Annotated in this window: 18 protein-coding genes and 2 pseudogenes; 10 read left to right on the top strand and 10 right to left on the bottom strand. The window is 30.7% G+C overall.

Annotated features, from left to right (window positions below):
• Positions 1-93 precede the first annotated feature (93 nt).
• Together PGC14_RS05280 and PGC14_RS05275 are read right to left on the bottom strand one after the other, a co-directional pair.
• A complete protein-coding gene (locus PGC14_RS05280) occupies positions 94-711 on the bottom strand; it encodes a TraR/DksA C4-type zinc finger protein (protein WP_271629719.1) in 618 nt (205 codons plus the stop codon).
• Between the two features lie 27 nt (positions 712-738).
• Positions 739-1017 carry a DUF5665 domain-containing protein gene (locus tag PGC14_RS05275; RefSeq protein WP_015907832.1) on the bottom strand — a complete coding sequence of 93 codons (279 nt, stop codon included), beginning with the start codon at positions 1015-1017 and terminating at the stop codon, positions 739-741.
• Between the two features lie 100 nt (positions 1018-1117).
• Between PGC14_RS05275 and PGC14_RS05270 the strand changes: the two genes are divergently transcribed.
• From PGC14_RS05270 to PGC14_RS05260, 3 genes are all read left to right on the top strand, one after another.
• Positions 1118-1891, top strand: coding sequence for an S-methyl-5'-thioadenosine phosphorylase (locus PGC14_RS05270; RefSeq protein WP_271629718.1), 774 nt, complete (start codon positions 1118-1120; stop codon positions 1889-1891).
• A gap of 8 nt (positions 1892-1899) precedes the next feature.
• Complete coding sequence (gene mtnA, locus PGC14_RS05265; RefSeq protein ID WP_271629717.1) at positions 1900-2928, top strand: S-methyl-5-thioribose-1-phosphate isomerase; 1029 nt, start codon at positions 1900-1902, stop codon at positions 2926-2928.
• 191 nt (positions 2929-3119) lie between these two features.
• Positions 3120-3746 carry a hypothetical protein gene (locus tag PGC14_RS05260; RefSeq protein ID WP_271629716.1) on the top strand — a complete coding sequence of 209 codons (627 nt, stop codon included), beginning with the start codon at positions 3120-3122 and terminating at the stop codon, positions 3744-3746.
• A 328-nt stretch (positions 3747-4074) separates the two neighbouring features.
• Here the strand turns inward: PGC14_RS05260 and PGC14_RS05255 are convergent, their stop codons facing one another.
• The 7 genes from PGC14_RS05255 to PGC14_RS05225 all read right to left on the bottom strand — a co-directional run bounded on the left by PGC14_RS05255 (position 4075) and on the right by PGC14_RS05225 (position 10844).
• Positions 4075-5280, bottom strand: a complete 1206-nt coding sequence (locus PGC14_RS05255) for a hypothetical protein (protein ID WP_271629715.1) — start codon at positions 5278-5280, stop codon at positions 4075-4077.
• 91 nt (positions 5281-5371) lie between these two features.
• Positions 5372-6418 carry a hypothetical protein gene (locus PGC14_RS05250; RefSeq protein WP_271629714.1) on the bottom strand — a complete coding sequence of 349 codons (1047 nt, stop codon included), beginning with the start codon at positions 6416-6418 and terminating at the stop codon, positions 5372-5374.
• Between the two features lie 372 nt (positions 6419-6790).
• Entirely contained in the window at positions 6791-7420 is a 630-nt protein-coding gene (locus PGC14_RS05245; RefSeq protein ID WP_271629713.1) for a hypothetical protein, read from the bottom strand.
• Between the two features lie 158 nt (positions 7421-7578).
• Positions 7579-8310 carry an amidase domain-containing protein gene (locus PGC14_RS05240; RefSeq protein WP_271629712.1) on the bottom strand — a complete coding sequence of 244 codons (732 nt, stop codon included), beginning with the start codon at positions 8308-8310 and terminating at the stop codon, positions 7579-7581.
• 106 nt (positions 8311-8416) lie between these two features.
• Complete coding sequence (locus tag PGC14_RS05235) at positions 8417-8743, bottom strand: hypothetical protein (RefSeq protein ID WP_271629711.1); 327 nt, start codon at positions 8741-8743, stop codon at positions 8417-8419.
• Positions 8744-8902: 159 nt separating this feature from the next.
• The gene (locus tag PGC14_RS05230) at positions 8903-10456 is read right to left on the bottom strand and encodes a M56 family metallopeptidase (protein WP_271629710.1); all 1554 of its coding nucleotides are present in this window, start codon (positions 10454-10456) and stop codon (positions 8903-8905) included.
• A gap of 7 nt (positions 10457-10463) precedes the next feature.
• A complete protein-coding gene (locus tag PGC14_RS05225; RefSeq protein ID WP_039764009.1) occupies positions 10464-10844 on the bottom strand; it encodes a BlaI/MecI/CopY family transcriptional regulator in 381 nt (126 codons plus the stop codon).
• Between the two features lie 455 nt (positions 10845-11299).
• On the opposite strand from PGC14_RS05225, the gene PGC14_RS05220 reads away from it, so the two are divergent.
• The 4 genes and pseudogenes from PGC14_RS05220 to PGC14_RS05205 all read left to right on the top strand — a co-directional run.
• Complete coding sequence (locus tag PGC14_RS05220; RefSeq protein ID WP_271629709.1) at positions 11300-12514, top strand: YncE family protein; 1215 nt, start codon at positions 11300-11302, stop codon at positions 12512-12514.
• Between the two features lie 78 nt (positions 12515-12592).
• Complete coding sequence (locus PGC14_RS05215; RefSeq protein ID WP_051109281.1) at positions 12593-12988, top strand: hypothetical protein; 396 nt, start codon at positions 12593-12595, stop codon at positions 12986-12988.
• 132 nt (positions 12989-13120) lie between these two features.
• Positions 13121-14329: a hypothetical protein gene (locus PGC14_RS05210; RefSeq protein ID WP_271629708.1), complete on the top strand. Its 1209-nt coding sequence runs from the start codon at positions 13121-13123 to the stop codon at positions 14327-14329.
• A gap of 112 nt (positions 14330-14441) precedes the next feature.
• A pseudogene (locus tag PGC14_RS05205) lies at positions 14442-14813 on the top strand (transposase); the annotation flags it as partial.
• Positions 14814-15035: 222 nt separating this feature from the next.
• On the opposite strand, the pseudogene PGC14_RS05200 reads toward PGC14_RS05205, so the two are convergent.
• A pseudogene (locus PGC14_RS05200) lies at positions 15036-15961 on the bottom strand (transposase).
• 680 nt (positions 15962-16641) lie between these two features.
• On the opposite strand from PGC14_RS05200, the gene PGC14_RS05195 reads away from it, so the two are divergent.
• From PGC14_RS05195 to PGC14_RS05185, 3 genes are all read left to right on the top strand, one after another.
• On the top strand, positions 16642-17112 hold the full coding sequence (locus PGC14_RS05195) for a hypothetical protein (protein ID WP_271629707.1): 471 nt from the start codon (positions 16642-16644) through the stop codon (positions 17110-17112).
• A gap of 14 nt (positions 17113-17126) precedes the next feature.
• The gene (locus tag PGC14_RS05190) at positions 17127-17492 is read left to right on the top strand and encodes a hypothetical protein (protein ID WP_271629706.1); all 366 of its coding nucleotides are present in this window, start codon (positions 17127-17129) and stop codon (positions 17490-17492) included.
• A 487-nt stretch (positions 17493-17979) separates the two neighbouring features.
• The gene (locus PGC14_RS05185; RefSeq protein WP_039767767.1) at positions 17980-18261 is read left to right on the top strand and encodes a hypothetical protein; all 282 of its coding nucleotides are present in this window, start codon (positions 17980-17982) and stop codon (positions 18259-18261) included.
• The last annotated feature ends 150 nt before the right edge of the window (positions 18262-18411 follow it).

Raw genomic sequence — 18411 nt, 5'->3', positions numbered from 1 at the left:
TAATAATTACAAGAATTTTGTCAATAAATCCATGATTTTTAGGTAATTTATTAAAGAAGCTATCCAATTATCTTTTTGGATAGCCCTTCTATTTTAAAAATTATCTGTAGAAATTTTATCTATTTCTTCGACAATGTCATCAATATCATTTATATTTTTGTAATAATTTCTTCCATTAGATACAATCTCATCCTGTGGACCGTTGCTTGTGGAGTGCATTTCAAGGATACTCCACATATCTGTGCCATCATGTTCTTCTTCACCTTGACTTGGAAACTTGTCGTTGGAAGGTTTGCCCATCACTTTTTCTTCTATTGGCCTTTGGTCTGTTTGATAATTTTCTCGCTTTTCCATATCTTTTTGACACTCTATACAAAATTCTGTATAAGGTATTGCCAAAAGCCGATCAAAAGGAATCTCTTTTTTGCAGGACATACAGTAGCCAAAGTTTCCCTTTTCAATTTTGGAGAGTGCTTTTTCAATCAGCTCAAGCTTCCTTTTCATGTCAGCCTTTAAGCTCAAGTTCTTTTCTGCTTCAAATAGGTCTGATGCAATGTCAGCTGGATGATTGTCATAGTTTGACACCTCATTTGAATATAGTGTGCTAAAGCTTGCAACCTGATTTTCTTTAGTATTTTTTAAATACCCTTCTATCCCAGATTTTTTGTCTAAAAGCAATTTCTTTAGCATTTCAATTTCAGCTGGCTGCAATATTAATCTCTCCTTTACTAAAGTTATCTAATGCATATAAAACTTTACAAATTTCAATATTTCAGCAATATACCGGCCTATTACCGGAAGGTTGTACTTTACGATAGCGTTAAGTATATATAAAAGAAGAGCACCCAAAATAGAAAAGCCAAAAGCTGTTCCAAATCCCCGTGCAGCACCAGATAAAAAGTTTGTAAAAATTATTTTCTTCGGGTTTTTCAAATATTCTATATAGTAGCTAAAATTCATCCTTTCAAGTTTTAAGATAAAATCATTTAATTTCTCCTCAAATTCGTCTCTTGACATCATCTCACCTTCTCAATAAATTATTTTGTTGATTTTTGCACATTTTATTTATATAATTTTTTTGAAATGCAAAAGTTTTTATTCTTGGAGGTAAGACGAAATGGAATACAGGGCTGATATAGGGGTCTTTGGCGGTTCTGGTTTTTATTCTTTGGAAGACAATGTTGAAGAGATAGAGCTTGAAACACCATACGGAAAACCAAGCGACAAAATCTCTTTGGTTGAGATTGCAGGCAAAAAAGTAGCTTTTCTGCCCCGTCATGGCAAAAAACATCAATATCCTCCTCACTTGATTCCGTACAGAGCAAACATTTGGGCAATGAAGATGCTTGGGGTCAAAAAGATAATTGGACCAACAGCGTCAGGAAGCTTAAAGCCTGAGATAAAACCTGGCGACTTTGTTGTATGTGACCAGTTTGTTGATAGGACATGGGGAAGGAAAGACACATTCTTTGAAGGTCCTGAAGTAAGGCACATATCTGCTGCAAAGCCGTACTGTGAATATTTGAGAAAAATTGCAATTGAGTCTGCAAAAGAACTTGGAATTACTGTGCATGAAAAGGGGACAGTTGTTGTAATACAAGGTCCGAGATTTTCCACAACTGCTGAGAGTAGATGGTTTTCAAGCATGGGCTGGGATGTTATCAACATGACACAGTATCCAGAAGTAGTACTTGCAAAAGAGCTTGGTATCTGCTATGTGAATATATCCCTTATCACAGACTATGACGCTGGACTTGAAGGAAGAGATGATATAAAACCAGTAACTGAAGAAGAAGTTTATAGAGTTTTTAGAGAAAATAATGACAAAGTAAAAAAGCTTATATACAGAATGATTGAAAAAATTGATGTAGATTATGTTTGTGAGGAGTAAGAAGGAAGATGAAACACTTTGAGTTTGAAAATGATAAGCTCATTGTGCTTGACCAGAGAAAGCTGCCTTTTGAAAAAGAATATTTTGTTTGCAGTACGTACCAGGATGTATATATAGCAATAAAGGATATGATTATAAGAGGAGCACCGCTTATTGGAATTGTTGCTGCATATGGAGTTGTATTGGGTTTTAAGGAGATAATTGAAAAGAATATGGAGTCCACTAAAATTTATGAGGTCATAAGCTATCTCGCAAGCTCAAGACCAACAGCTGTAAATCTTTTCTGGGCACTTGAGAGGATGAAAAAGATTTTTGAAGAGGCAAGAAATCTTTCTCAAAGCCAAATTTATAGTTTGCTGCTACAAGAGGCAAGGAAAATAGAAGATGAAGACAAAAGTATCAATAAAAAGATTGGTGAACATGGAAATACACTTATAAAAGAGGGTGCAAATATCCTTACTCACTGCAATGCAGGAGCTTTAGCAACAGGTGGGTATGGAACTGCACTTGGTGTTATACGTGAAGCTCACTTTACCGGCAAGAATATTCATGTTTATGTAGATGAGACACGGCCGTATTTGCAGGGGGCAAGGCTCACAGCATTTGAACTTTCTGAAGACGGTATTCCTAACACAGTTATTTGTGATAATATGGCAGGTTATCTTATGAAACTTGGAAAAATTGATTGCGTTATTGTGGGTGCAGACAGAATTGCTTTAAATGGAGATACGGCAAACAAGATTGGAACTTACTCTCTTTCTGTTTTGGCAAAACACCATGGCATTCCATTTTACATTGCAGCACCAGTATCAACCATTGATTTTAACATAAAATCAGGCTCAGAAATTCCTATTGAAGAGAGAAGCGAAGATGAAATAAGATTTTTCAATGGTAAAAAGATTGTCCCGGATGAATCGAAGGTTTTTAATCCTGCATTTGATGTAACACCGGCTGAGAACATTACTGCTATAGTTACAGAAAAAGGTGTTGTTTTTCCACCGTTTGAGGAGGGTATTTTAAAACTTAAAGAAAAGTAGTCTGTCAAAAAACGGGGTATTGTAAGAATTGAGTACCCCGTTTATTTTTTGTAGTTATAAAGAATTAGCACTTGAAATAATGTTCTTGCTTTTTTGCTTACAATTGCATTTCATCTACATATGTAGTATAATATTTATAAACTAAGTTTTCGAGGAAGTAATATAAAGTAAAATTAAGGGGGATTAACCAAATGCAAAAAATATTTCGTAATTCAATGGTAATATTTTCTTTAATTCTCATTGGATCATTGGTATTATTAAGTATTAGTTTAAAAATCTCTCACATTAAGGCTGACACAATCTTAAATAAGCATAAGCCAGAAGACAATAGCTCCGAGAGAATTCATATTATGAAAAACAAGAAGAAATTTATAGCAGATATCATCTCAGTTTTACCCGTTGTTGAAGAAAAGAATATAAACAACTCAACTGTGGACAGCAACATAAGTAAAGTAAAAGCAGAAAGGCAAGTACATTATAAAATTATTAAAGCTGTGCTAAATGAAGCCAATCACAAAAGCATCCTTGGCCTTGCTTCAAACAAAGATATATATTCATTTGTATCTGAGAAAGTCCTAAAAATACTCTTTTCCAAACCTACACAAGATACTTATACCTGTTACTATAAGGTAGAACCTGCTGACCCCAAGAAAACCGTTATTTGGAACAAAAAAGGATATTTTTATTTTGTGTACTGTTTCACAGACTCTTACACCATAAATCCAGCTGACCCTTATGGTGATATTAAAAAAATGGTTCTCTTGGTTGAGAAAATTAAAAACAAATGGATCATAAGCGATTTTTCAAGCAATAACTGATAAACAGTCCCTATAAAATATAATATGGACACAAATTCTATTTTTACTATAATAGATGGTTTTTTGCTGTAGTCTGGTGGCTCAATCCCTTTTTACACAATTATAAAGACTCAACTTTTTCTCATTATAATTACACTCAAAAAACAAACAAGAAACTTAGAATTTTTGCACTGAATCACCACTTTTTTGTACTTGTGATTATAAATCTTTGTCTATGATAGCCAACTTTCCATATAATCTTACCATACATTGAATTTAAAATTGATTTTATCTGACTTATTTAAAACTTATTTTAAAGAGGAAATTTGGTGATTGTTGTTTGTCAGCTCTAATATATTCGAACAGTATCATAACCCACCAAATTTCCCTTAACTTTAAATAACTGAACTACTCTTTTGCTTTTTAGCTTGTAAATTGAACACCCTTCTCCACTTGAAAAGTATCCGCCTTTATCAGTAAAGTATATTCCATTTAAACCAACAACAGGCCAGTAGGTATTTATATTTTTTGGAATTTCGCTAATATATTCTAAACTTCCATTTTTAATATTTAATAGCACTAATTTTGCTCTAAAAGGGTCTCTAATATTTGAATAGTCACCAAATTCTTTATATCCAGGACTTCCCTGTGAGAAAATAAATTTATCTTCTGAAAAAGAATTTACAGGCGGAGAGCACAGCCCTGTATTTTTCGTAAACTCTGTTACATTCCCTGTTAATACGTCAGCAACTGAAACCCAAATATATGATGGATCAGCAGGAGTTGAAGTACTGATTGCAATATATCTGCTATCCGTGCTCCATGCAATAGAGTAAATAATTCTATATACATTATTGATTGGTAAATCTCCAAATCTTTCGGAAAGTAACTTCTTCTTAATATTTTTATTTAAATCAATCAAAACCAGCGAGGTAGCAGCATCATTTTCTTTATTATCCATCTCACCACAGGCAATATACTTTCCGTTTGGTGAAAGAACTGGCCAGCAAAATGAACCTCTTGCAACTTGTTTTAGTGAAAAAGTATATATTTTGTTTTTTGGAACATACTCTGATTTCAAAAGATACAGTCTTTTTTCAGTGGCAATAACAAACTCACCTGTTTGTTTATTAGCACTGATATATTTTATCATTTCTGGCATTCGGTTTCGATAAACTTCTTTTTTAGTTTTGTAATCAACTAAAATTAACTCTTTCAAATCCTCACCACAATAAGCTACCTGATTTTTTCCCCATGCAAATAAGCGTACAGGAAAATAATCTAAACCTTTTATTTCATTGCGGCTCATTTTGACTTTGAAGTTCAAATCCTCTTTACCACTATTATACCATATTTTTCCATAGAATAAAGCAAAAAAGTCTCCATTTTCGGTTTTATCAAACCTTTCAATATATCCTATCTGTTCTGAAGCATTTCTTAATAGAGCATTTATAACAAAGAAAATCATGCTTATAATTATTAAGCATATAGAGACATATACAAAGATATGAAACTTTACCCTTTTATTACCACACATATTTAATTTTTCTTTCATGAATTTTCCTCCAACAATAACCTATATATAACCGGGTGCATTTGTATTTATATTCTTAATTACATATTTTTGTAGAATTTCATTGTCGAAATCATACTGAATTCATTCCTAATTCTTTTATAAATTCATCAGCTGACTGCCAATAAGTTACTTTAAGTACATAGACATTTTCTTGAGATGGTATCAAAACATAAACATCATTGCCTTCTATTAGAAAGCCTTTTTTAGGAATAACATTGTAAACATCTAAAGGTATTTTAATGGCTCTATCTATCTCCCCAGTTTTTTTATCATAACCTACAATCGCATAGCTTTTGCCATCTTCTAATTTCCAATATACTATGTTGCCAATTGTTCCCATGTAACCATTTGTTCCTAATTGATACTGTGAAGGAAAAGCAACAGTCACAACCTCTCCATCTGGTGTTATAACCTGACCACCTAAACGTTTCATACCTTGAATATTTAGTTTCCATATAGCTTTATCACGTGCTAAAGAGCCTTTTTTCTCTTCAACAACTGTAGCACTCTTTGGTTTACCTGCATCCAAGTTATTTGTCTTGTCTGTTCCATTCCCAAATTTCAATGTTCTTGTTTCTTTCAAATCTGCATATACAACATATGGTCCATTTTCGTCAGAACCAAAACCTGAAATTGTTATACAACTACCTCTTTGCTGAGTATCTGGCAAGCTACTAATTCTAATTTTGCCACTTGTTATCGTTACAAGACAGTTTCCATAATAACTTCCACCCAATAAATATAAATTTCCTTTCTCATCAACTGATATATTCGACACCCATATTATACTTTCAGGAAGTTTAACTTCTTCAATATATTCACCGGAAATCCTGTTGTAAATTAAAACTCTGTGATGCGCATTATCAACAATATACACTTTATCACCTTTCACATCAAAAGCATCTGGTCCCCCTGTTCCAGTCATATCTGAAACATATTCAATCCCTTTTTCAGACACTGGAATACTAACAACTTTTTCAAAGCTTGAAAACCATAGTTTGTCTTTTTCTTCTCCACTTCCAAGTGCTTTGCTTTTGACAGTTGAAAAGGATAAAATCGATAATAGAACCAGACTGCAAACTGTCAAATAAGTTATTATTTTTTTGAAATTTTTCATAGTAAATGCCCTCCTTTATTTTTATTTGCACACCCTCTTAAGCGCTCAAGAAGGTTAAAGCCTATGTTATTTGAAACAATCAAAATTTTCAAAGCCTTCAACTTTAATTCCTAATGGTAAGAATATTTTTTTACTCATATTTATTAAGATAACCGATATTATTTTATATTTGTAGTTACACCTATATTATACATCTGTAAAATTGACTTGTAAAGAAGTTTTAAAATATTTTTCAGATCATTTAATTTGTAAAGCTGTATATATAAAACCTCATATATAATCTTTTAGTTTGATTTTTTTAAACATGAAACAAACTTTAAAAAGCATCCTTGAATATACTTTAAACTTTGGTAATTAATCAAAAAGTAAGAGTTATTTCGATTTAAACCCAACTACCTTACACTCATAACAGTCATAACCTATATCTTCGTATCTATTTACTATTTCTCCTTTTGCGTTATATAAGATTAAGTCTTTCATCTTTTTATAACCGTCTACGATAACAATATATCCTTTATCACCTTTTACATTTTCTATTAGTTTTGTCCCATTTTCAAATTCAAATATCATTTTAGTGTAATTAGTAGGTTTTCGTGCACCTGTTGATGGTATCCAAGTGGAAGTATTTAGGTTGCAAAAATAAATGCTTTTACCTTTGTATTTGACCCGATTTACTCCAAATCCCATACTCATTGCTGGATCAGCAGGTGCATACCATAACGCTTTATTGTTTTCAACCAAACATAATAAATATTGGGGTGCATTATCGGTAGTCATATAAAATAAAAATAGATACCAATTATCATGTTTTTTATATTTAAGTACATTAAAATTCTTATTTTTAACCATATAAAAAGCATCTGACAATGCTGAAACAGCTATTTTTTGAGCTTTATGGTATTCATCTTCTTTTTTTGTAAAACCCTTTCTTGTGCACCCGCTTATATTTAGCATCATTAGTGTGAATAATAAAATATATGGAATAACTTTTTTTATCTTCAATGTATTCGCCTCCCATTTTATAATTTCTTAATTTCTTAATAAAAGCACACCTTCAGAAAAACATTAATAAACAGTGGAAAATATTCATAATCAAATTTCTATTCTGAAGGTGTGCAATCTTTGAAGATAGTGGGAAATAAGATTGTATCTATTACATTCTATTCTATTTCTCTAAAATAATACGGATTAAAATATCTTTTTGCACCTGTGTACTCTTGATAATAACGATAGGTATTTGGTGTATGCTGAGCAAATTTCAAGGTAGTTTTATCTACAAGAATTACTGTATGCTCAAATCTTCCGTCATTAGAAAAATCAATTTGCATTATTCCTCCATTATCTAATGAATTTACACTGTCTACTACAACAACGCGTGGTCCAGGTGTATCAATGGACTTAAAGCTTGTCATATAAGTCCAGAAAGCTTCAACACTCTCCCAATTTTTTGAGCCTCCACCAGGACCAGCATACCATCCTTCTTCATATGAACCAGGAACCATCATCACTTTGTTTAATATATCGTTCATAGTATCATTTGCTCCAAATCCATACCATAAAACTTGAGATGCAAAGTTTGTGCAATCTCCTCCTCCAGAGGTTGCATCATAAAACTTGGTATTACGGTTATATACGTATTTGTTTGCATATTCAACAGCCCTTGATGTACTATAATAATGATTTACTGCTGGCAAACTGAGAATTCCAACATTGTTTTTCAATTCAACATCACTGAAGTTTTTATATTCTTTTTTCAAATCAGGAGAAAATTCTTGATCAATCATTTCAGCTAATTCTTTCGGTTGAAATTCTCTTATTAATTTTTCTTTTGAAATTTCATAGAAACTTAGATCTTCATAATCATGTTCTGTAATTTTCCAGCCATCTTCCATTTTTATTAACTTAAATATATTTTCGCCACCACAAATAAAAGGTGGATATGCATTCTGTGCATCTAATTTTATTTCTAATATGATGTTTGCTTGATTACCGTTTATATCAATAGCTTTGTAATTGAACTCTAATGGAAATCGTCTCTTTTCGATGTAACAGTAACCTTTTTGATAAATATACTTTCTTCTTGCTGTTAAATTTTTCAGAGCTATTACTTTGTTTTGATTTTTGTATTTTAGTCATATCAAGGTAAGGTGTTATATCCTTATATTCCATTTGTAAATATGCATCGTACTGAGTATTGTAAAAAGATTCGATAATGTTTTTTATGTTATCTTCTTCAGAGTTTTTTAAAAAATATAAGTTTGCATAGGCAATGGAATTTGGCATTATTAGAATGAAGCATAATAAAATCAATACAATTTTTCTCATTTAAAATATCCCCCTTCTTTTAGTTCTATATGATTTTCAGATTAAATTAAATAATAAATTTTTTGAAACTATTATTTTCTGTTTAATCAGGAACTATTGAAAATAAGAATGTACGACATAACTTTTCGCCTCCATTTTTAAATATCATCATGTAAGTTATTATTCAATTCTAAACTCCCTATCTATTTGCTTTTTTATCTGCTCATAATCAGATTCTGGTAATTTTTGGTCAGTAGAGAATTCATAATGCATTAAGGCCCATTTGTCATAGATATGCTTTATTAATTTCCATGTCCCATCCTGCTTTTCTAATTCAAAAATATTTTCTCCATATGAAATAAACGGTGGATATGCTTCTTTTAGTTTTATCTCTAAGTCAATAACTACCTTGGCTTTGTTGCCATCAAGCTCTATGTTCTTATAATGAAGTTCATATGGAAAATGTCTCTTCTCAACATAACAGTACTTTTTTTCGTCTATATATTTTCTTCTGAATACTAACATTTTTAATGCAACAACTTTATTATGATTCTGTATCTTTGACATATCCAAGTACGGTGTTATATCTATATACTCCATTTGAAGATAAGCTTTGTACTGTGTTTCATAAAATCCTTCTATAGTTGATTTGATTGCCTCTATCTCATCGCTATCAAAACTCAAAATATCTTTTGCCCATATTTGAACAAATGCACTTAAGAATATTGTTGTTGATACTAACACCACAACAAACACCTTTGCACCTTTGCTCATTTTCCTTGCCTCCAAACTCATAATAAACCTAAATCTCTCAACAATGCTTTCTTTTCTACCTACCAGACCAAATGCCGCGCCGGCTCCACTGCCTATACTCACCAAAAGTGTGTTATAAAGTACCTCTGCATACCTTCTTTTGCCATCATTCTTAAGCTTTCTTATTACTTCTTCGTCACATGAATATTCACATTCTCTATTTAGCTTTAAAACTGCAAAATATACCAAGGGGTTAAACCAATGAAGTGCATTTATCAATTTGCTTAACCATTTAATTAGTACATCTTTTCTCTTGAAGTGCACAAGTTCATGTCTTATGATTAATCTTAAATCTTCTCTTACTATGTCCTTTGTAGGTATTACTAGGATCGGAGTAATTATTCCGATTAACATAGGTGTTTGTATAATATCACTTTCTAATATCTTTATCTTTTTGGGAATTTTTCTTAGATTGCAATACCTTTCAATCATTCTCCTGCAATATTCATTTGAACATTTTCGTGAACTTCTTATAACTATCACTTTAAACCAAATATACCTTATCAAAAACCATGCAAAAAATACTATGGCACCTACAAGCCAGACATAACCAGTAAATTCTACAAATTTTTCAGGGTTAAAATAACTAATATTTTTATAAGGCAGGGCAGTTAAAGCCCCACCTTGTGCTGTATTTTCTATTAGTTGTAAGTTCAATGCGCTGTTGTTACTGAGTTTTGAGGTTATATAACTATTGTTATCTAATGTAACACTCTGATTTAGCACTCTGCCTGATTTCTTACTAAGTAATACATACCATGGAACCATAAAACAAAAGAGCACTATTATCCAAATATAATACCTTGCTCTTGCACTCAAATACTCTTTAAAAATTTTACCTAAAATAGCAAATACAAAGATAGCTGCGCTCCCACCTAATGTCATTGATAAAACCCACTTGAAGATAACTTCTATATTCATCTTGTCTCTACTCCTCTTTTCCTAATAACTTCTTAATCTCATCAAGCTCTTCTTTTTTTAAGTTTCCACTTTCAACTAAAGCTACTATTAAATCTTTTACAGAACCGTTAAATAGCTTATTCAATATCCTTGCTGTTTCTATCTTTGCGTATTCTTCTTTGCTAATTGATGGACTGTAATAGTAAAGCTTATCCTTTTTCTCTTGCTTTATTGCCTTTTTCTTTGCCAGCCTGTCAATCAAGGTGTATATGGTTGATTTTTCCCATTTGATGTGTTTTTCTTTTAATCTTTGCACTATCTCTGGCGCGCTGAGTGCCTTTCCTTCTTCCCACAAAACCTTCATAACCTCTAACTCAGCTTCTGATGGCATTAATAAATCCTTGTTCATTTGCTTCACTCTCCTTTTACAATTGTAATTACATATATATTTTACAATAGTAAAAACCAATTTGTAAAGAGGTTTTTGAAAAGTTTTTTGGAGATTTTTATACAAAAAAATTCAAGCCTAAACATGTCTTTCTATTCTTCTATGCTGAAAATTAGTTATTAGAACTTATAGTATGATATTTTACCAAAAAATTGAGAAAATGTGCTTATTTTTTCGTTTAATCTTACAATTGTAGTGTTGCTACATGCGTGGTATTATAATAATAAATAAAAAACTATTCAAGAGGTGAGTCAGAAATGTTAGGAAATTAGTAAAAGTAGATTTAAAATGACTCTAATATAAAGCAAAACAAAATAGCAACAATAGTAATACAAAGGCAAAATTACTCAACGTGATAAGGATCTTTCTATTATTGTTAAAATTTAGAGATATATCAAGGAAGGAGTGAATCTGTGATGAAAAATTATAAGAAAATGATAGCGTGTTTGATAATCTGTAGTTTGATTTTATTCTCTTCTTTATCTTTTTTAACTATCAAAACCAGTGCAACTGATAGTAAAGAAGTTAAAGAAGACTTTAAGCTTTCCAACTTCAAGAAAATTGTAAGTATTCCTGTATCTGAAGAGGGAATCGAATACACGGGTTCAGCTGGGCGAAGTGGTCCCGAAGGTCCAAATGCCTTTGATGTCAAAGGAGACAAAGTATATGTACTTGACAATGTTCATCATAGGGTTTTAATATACAGTAAAACCAATGGAAACTTAATTGATAAAATATTTTTCCCAGAGAATTATTGGATTTACAATATGGCAGTTGATAAGGTAGGGAAGATATATTTATTTGATGCTGGGTTAAACAGTTTGATTACAATATTGAATGGTCAAGTCGAAGTCAAATCCTTAGAAAGACAAGTTTATTTGGAGCCATTATCTGATTTTGGAGTTAGTGAAGATGGACCATATGTCGTAATTTCAGATGAAAGAGGAATTAAAACAGTGATATTAAAAGATAAGAAAATAAATAACTTTATACCAGATTCTAATGGCACAAAAACTCTTACGATTGCAGAAGAGAAAAAAAATAATATGTCTTATGATAAAATTGTATGGAAGCTTAATTGGGAAAATGGAAAAGTAATAGGAGGGCAGATTTCTACATTAACAGGAAAAATTATACGTTTTGAATTTCCTTCAGGATTTGAGCAAGGAACTAACCGCTATATTGGAATGAGTGGAAATATAGTATATTGGAAATTGGAAAACAAAGATGGAATTTCGATAGTTGGATTTGACAGTGAAAGTGGTAAAATTGAAAGAGCTGTTCAAATTCCTCTTGATATTTATTATATTATTCCTCAACGGCCTATTGTAATTGATGAAGGAAATGTCTATGTACTGGTACCTTCTGAAAAGAGTGTAGATGTACTTACGGTTACTTCTTGGCAATCTTCTGAAGAATTTATTAAAAATACAGAAAAATACAAAAATGAAAATATTCCAAATGATACAGTAGTTCAATCTGAAAAATCGGTAGAAAAATATTTTTCTTCTATTACAAATAGCAGCATAAGCAGATCTCAAATAATTTCAACGGCTCAAAATTATCAGTGGCATCAGTGGTATTGTAATAAGGAGAACTATGATGGTTCAAAAGTAGCAAATCCAAATTAGTGGAAAAGACCTTGTTTTATAAAATCATATAACACATCCTATTACCAAGTTCCTTATTGTTGGGGTGGTTTTAGCTCTTTGACTGGTTTTGATAGTGAGATTAGTCAGGGATATGCAGCTGGAAATGTTGATACATCTCCTCAGCATGGTTATGTAGGAGGAACAGCAGGAGTTGATTGCTCAGGATTTGTAAGTAGGTGTTGGGGACTAGCTAGTCATCACAGTACAACACAGTTAAAAAGTGTGTCAATTTCATTGGGCAATGTAGGAGATTATTCTTTATTAAAACAAGGAGATATTCTCTTAACAAGTAACCATGTAATGTTGTATTACACAAGAAATGCTAATAATGAATATGTGGTATATGAAAGCACTACGGGTGGGTATGACCGAGTAATCTGTCGAGGGCATACTTATACTAATTTAGTTAACAATAAGTATGAGCCATGGCGCTATAAGTATGTAACTGATTGATAATCAATAATAAAGAACATTAATGACTGTTAGATAGTTATATTTTTAATAGGACTATCCAGAAATACAGCTGGATAGTATTTATTTACTGATATTAGAATAGTTGTTTTAAAAGGGGATAGAATGTGTAATATGAAACTAAATGTTTTAAAAATAAAAAATATCTATAAGAGTTTACCTTTAAGTATACTTATAACATTAATAATAGCAGGAATAATTTATTATGCTATTATAAGTCATCTAATAGGGAATATTTCAGAAAAAGTAGGCTATGTAGAGCGTTTTGATAAAACTGAAAATGGTAACTTTTTTGCTTTATTTTATGGCAAAATCAGGCATAGTAGTGGTAGAGAAGATTTACTTTTCAGAATTAAAATAGACTATAAAATGACTTCAGAATGGGGTTATTTCCCAACTCGTTTTTTTGCATGGGGAATAGAACAGGTAGCATATTGTAGTGCAAATCTGAAAAAGCTAATTTTAGTGGATTATAAATCCAAAAAAGAGGTTTATTGTAAGCAAATGCCAGAGGAAATAGAATATATTAGTGTAAATAAAGAAAGAAATGTGTTTGTTATTGCAACTCAAAAAGGGCTGTATCTTCTAAAGTCTCAACCTGCTTCAAAAAATAAAGAGTCTTCTGCGAATAACAGTTTTATATTAAAACAAGTTGCAAAGGGGTCATTTTGCTGGCCTGTTCTATCACCAGATGGAAGATATATAGCTTGTGGAGAGAACGATAATAAAGAAAATGAACTTGCTACATCATTGGTTGTGATTGATTTAAATAAAAATATCAAGAAAAAATTGCTTTCCGAAAGATTTGGAGATTTGCCAATCAATAATGTATATAGAATCATTTACTCTATTGCATGGAGCAGGGATAGCAGATATGTTGCTATCAGCACTACAACTCCTGCTGATCCAGCATGTATTTGGGTTTCAGTTGCAGACGTGTTAACAGGGAAAATAACAGAGTTTACGAAAAATACAGGGCTATGTAATCCACCGGGTTGTTTTACTTCCGAAGATAAGTTTATTTTCTCGCAGGGTGAACCACAGTATAAAGGATTTGGCGATTATTCTACTATCAAAGAACCTTTTAGAGCGAAATTGGTTTTTCTTGATTTTAAGAGAGGAAATTTAGAGTTTATAGAGGAAATTTCAAAAGATTTGAATGCATACTGGCCTATTTATGTAAATGGAGAAGTTTATTTTCTTGATAAAAACTCTTTTTTGACATCTGAGGGTTGTACAATTTATAAACTGGAAGGTAAAACAGTTAAGCGTTTGTTCGAAGTTAATGGTAACTTAGTGAATTATGATGTTATTAAAAATTAATTTTTCATTTTCGACAAAATTTAAATATTTGAGACTATGTAAAGTATAAGGACCTCCTTCTTGGTAAGAACCAGAATATAAACAAAAATATCCAAGAGGGAGGTCTTTTGTTATGGAAAATGTTTTAACAAAAGAGCAGCTCTTAGAGTTTATAAGAAAAAACAATATTCAGAGTGTAAGTGATATTTACGAAAGTTTAAAAGATTTGTTTAAGGATGTACTTCAGAGTTTTTTAGAAGCAGAGGTTAAAGAAACTCTATGTTATGAGAAATATGATGTTAAAAACAAATAAACTACTAATTCTCGAAACAGAAATACTCATAAGACTGTAAAAATAAGATTTGGAGAGATGGAAATTAATATTCCAAGAGACAGAGAAGGTGAATTTGAACCAAAGATAATTCCTAACTACAAAAGAAATGTTTCTGAAATTGAAGATAAAATATTAACTGCTTCTACAGAAGCAGTTAAAAACCAGATAAAAAAGAGAACATTGTAAATCAGTGTTAATTTTCTCCACAAAGTTAAAAATATATGCATAAAAAATAATAAAATGGTAATTCTAGAATAGAAAGTTGGCAATTAATTTCTGAATAATTATTTACCATGATGAATGGTTTATTTTAAATATACAAAGTTTAAGTTATTGAATAAATAATTATACCATTAATGTTACTATATAGAACTATGAATTATTCCACGTGTATTAAAAAGAAAATTTACAGTTTTCAATTTTTTGAGTATAGACCTCTATCAAATAAGTAATCATTATCCAGTCTACATGCTTCTTATATGTTCTAAAACCTCTTAACCTTACTTGTTCTAAATTGTACTCTCCTTTTAACTTCCCAAATAATCTTTCAATTTTTGTCCTTTGCTTATATAACCTTTTCCCTTCTTCACTTCTTAAAAATTCCATATTTTTTATCCTCGAAATATTTTTTATATTACTGAAATCCTTACTATTTCTCTTATTTACCGCTGCTACAAACTTTATCTCAAGTCTATCTGCCACCTCAAACCATTTCGCACAATCATAACCTGCATCTGCCAATATCACATCAAGCCAAATATCTTTGCTTCATACAAAAGTTCTATTACTTTTCTGTCATGGATATTTGCAAGTGTCAACCACCATACTATAGGTATAACTTCGTCTTCAATTGTTGGTAACACATGTAATTTATACCCATTGTAAAAACCTAAACTAACACATACTCCTATTTCTGCCTCTTTGTCACCCCTCGAGCTTCTCAAAGGTGTGTAAATCTATAGCACAAACTTTTGTCTGCGGAACTATTCTTCATGCTAAAATTCTTGCTATTCCTTCTATATATTCTTCTTCAATTACTTTTGCCCATTTCGAAAAATATAAATGATCAGGGCTCTTCTCTATCCCTATAACCTTTTTAAATTCTTCATCTTCATTTATCCTGTATTCTAATTCCCTGAAGTTTTTATCTTGTTTTTGACTTTGTAAACAAAACAAGCTATTATATGGCTTAGCTTAAATTTCTTCGGTCTTCCTCTCCTGCTGCTTTTTATTTTTAATACCAGGGCTTTTATTACTTTCTCAATTGTCATAAGTATATTTAAAAATTTTTGTTTTTGTTTTTTAATAAAATTAGTCATTACCATCCTCCTTAGTTAGGTGTTTTTAGTCTTCCCTTACTATATTTTACCTCAAGGAGGATGGCTTTTTATATATATCTATTTATTGTCTTTTCTGTTAATCTGTTTTATTCAACAAGCTTATATATTTTAAAAACATAGTTATTTATGCTAAACATGTTTACCATTCTTATTAATTTTAATTTCTCTTCCTTATTAAAACAATTTTTATTGATAAACCTTTCTTCACTCCCATTTAATGTTTTTTTTTAATCTCACCTCTAACTCTGCTTTTGATGGCTTTAATAAATCCTTTTTCATTTTTACATTACTCTCTTTTACAATTGTAATTACATATATATTTTACAATAGTAAAAACCAATTTGTAAAGAGGTTTTTGAAAAGTTTTTTGGAGATTTTTATACAAAAAAATTCAAGCCTAAACATGTCTTTCTATTCTTCTATGCCGAAAATTAGTTATTAGAACTTATAGTATGATATTTTTCCAAAAATGGGAGAATGTGCCTATTTTTTTGTCTGATCTTACTATAATTGGAGTATTTTTACATGCGTAGTATAATAATAAAATAAATAAACCACTCAAGAGGTGAGTCGAAAATGTTTAAGAGCTGATATTTAAAATTGTGATAGGCAATTATAATTTTTCAAATTTCTTAATCTAAGAAAGGAGTTGATTTGTAATGCAAATTAGAAAAATTAATTATCGCAAACTTATGAAAATCGCATTATTAACTTTATTTTTAGCGTTATCTTCTATTCTGTACAACTTGAATTTCGTAGCTGCTGAAAGCACATCAGGGAACAACAAAAGTGATATAATAATTTTAAAAACGGAAGTTATTCCATCTCAAAATGGAGAGAAGATAAGAAAAAATTATTTTTCAAATGGTGGCTATGAAGAAATTTGTATCGACAAAAATGGTAAAACCAAAAAATGGGTATCATATGATAAAAGCGGCAATTTACTGATTGAAATAATTTATGATGATTATGGTGGTGAAGTTATTCATTTACCTGATTGGTCGATTGAATTACTGAAAGAAAAGGAACTCTATATTGAATGTTTACAAAATGAACCTCTTTTGGATGAACCTGATGATGTCAAAATGGACGAACATGGCTTCAGGTTAAGCAATTTTTTAACTAAATAATCAGAGGGATAATAATGAAGAATAAACTAATAGTAAGCTTAATTGTATTAGTATGTTTTTTTATGACAAACATCAACATTCATGTTGATTGCACGAACAGAAATAATAATATAATTCTTTCTTCCACATGGTTAAAATCTTCTTTTGGAGTAAACCAAAATGCAATATTTGATGGGGATATACAAGAACTATTACAAGGTAGAAGACCTACTTTGTATCTTGTTTGGAAAGGTGGAAGAGGACCCAATCCTGAAGCAGCTATTTCACCCGATGGTAAATATATAGCAATTTCAACGTGGAACAGAGAAAGAGATTCACAGAATATTTTAATTGTTGATCTCAAAACAAAAAAAAGAATATTGGCTCACAAAAGATTTTAGTGAGCAATTTTTTATACATTGGCTGAATAATGAACTTTTATTAACTTTATAATGTTCCCCATAAACCTAACGGTAAGCTTAGTATCCAAAAATGGAATATCAAAACTAAAAAAATAACAAAAGAAATTGACACTAAAAGTCTTATTGTTGTTCCTAAGAATTCACAAATTAACACGATTCAATTTGTACCATCTGAAATTAATAATTGACTTATTTTTATCACCTGGATTCAAGAGAGTAAATTCAAAGAATATAATAAAAACAATGAAAAAGTCCTTTATTTCCCTATCTCTCCATACAATATTGTATGGTTTGATAAAAATAATTTAAAAGTAGTAGATACAACTTCTTATCCTACTATCAATAATTTATTATATCCGCCAAGATAACATTTTGATATAGCACCAAAAATGGAATATCTGCATTTATAACGGATATACAATCCATAAAAGAAGCATCATATCCTGAAAAAAATTTAATAAGAGTTATGAAATTAAATAGAAATAAAAGTTCATTTGAAACATTATTTAAGTTACATTCTACAAATAGTGTGGTACAATACGATTCAGTTAAATTTTTTGGCAATAACTATCTTATTTTCAGCGAAAAAGAAGTTAAAAATAATAAAGTAAAGTATAACGTTGTGGTATACAGTATTAAAGACAAAAAAATGTATAAATTTGAGCCTACATGGAATGATAAAAATATAGCACTTGTTAGTCACAAAGTGGTACCAGAAGAAATTTCATTAAGTTTGCTCATCAAGTAATAAGTTACAGGGGGTGTCTAAAAAGTTACATAGACACCCCCCTTATACAATTTTGATTAGTTTTATATATTACAATCGTAAAAACCAACTTGAAAAGAGGTTTTTGAAAAGTTTTTTAAAACTTTTGACGCAGAGTCATAAGAGAAATAT

Source organism: Caldicellulosiruptor sp. DIB 104C, from assembly GCF_028198085.1.
GTDB lineage: Bacteria > Bacillota > Thermoanaerobacteria > Caldicellulosiruptorales > Caldicellulosiruptoraceae > Caldicellulosiruptor > Caldicellulosiruptor saccharolyticus.
Note: the sequence above shows the minus strand (reverse complement) of the source record. Positions and strands in the feature narration are given on the sequence as shown.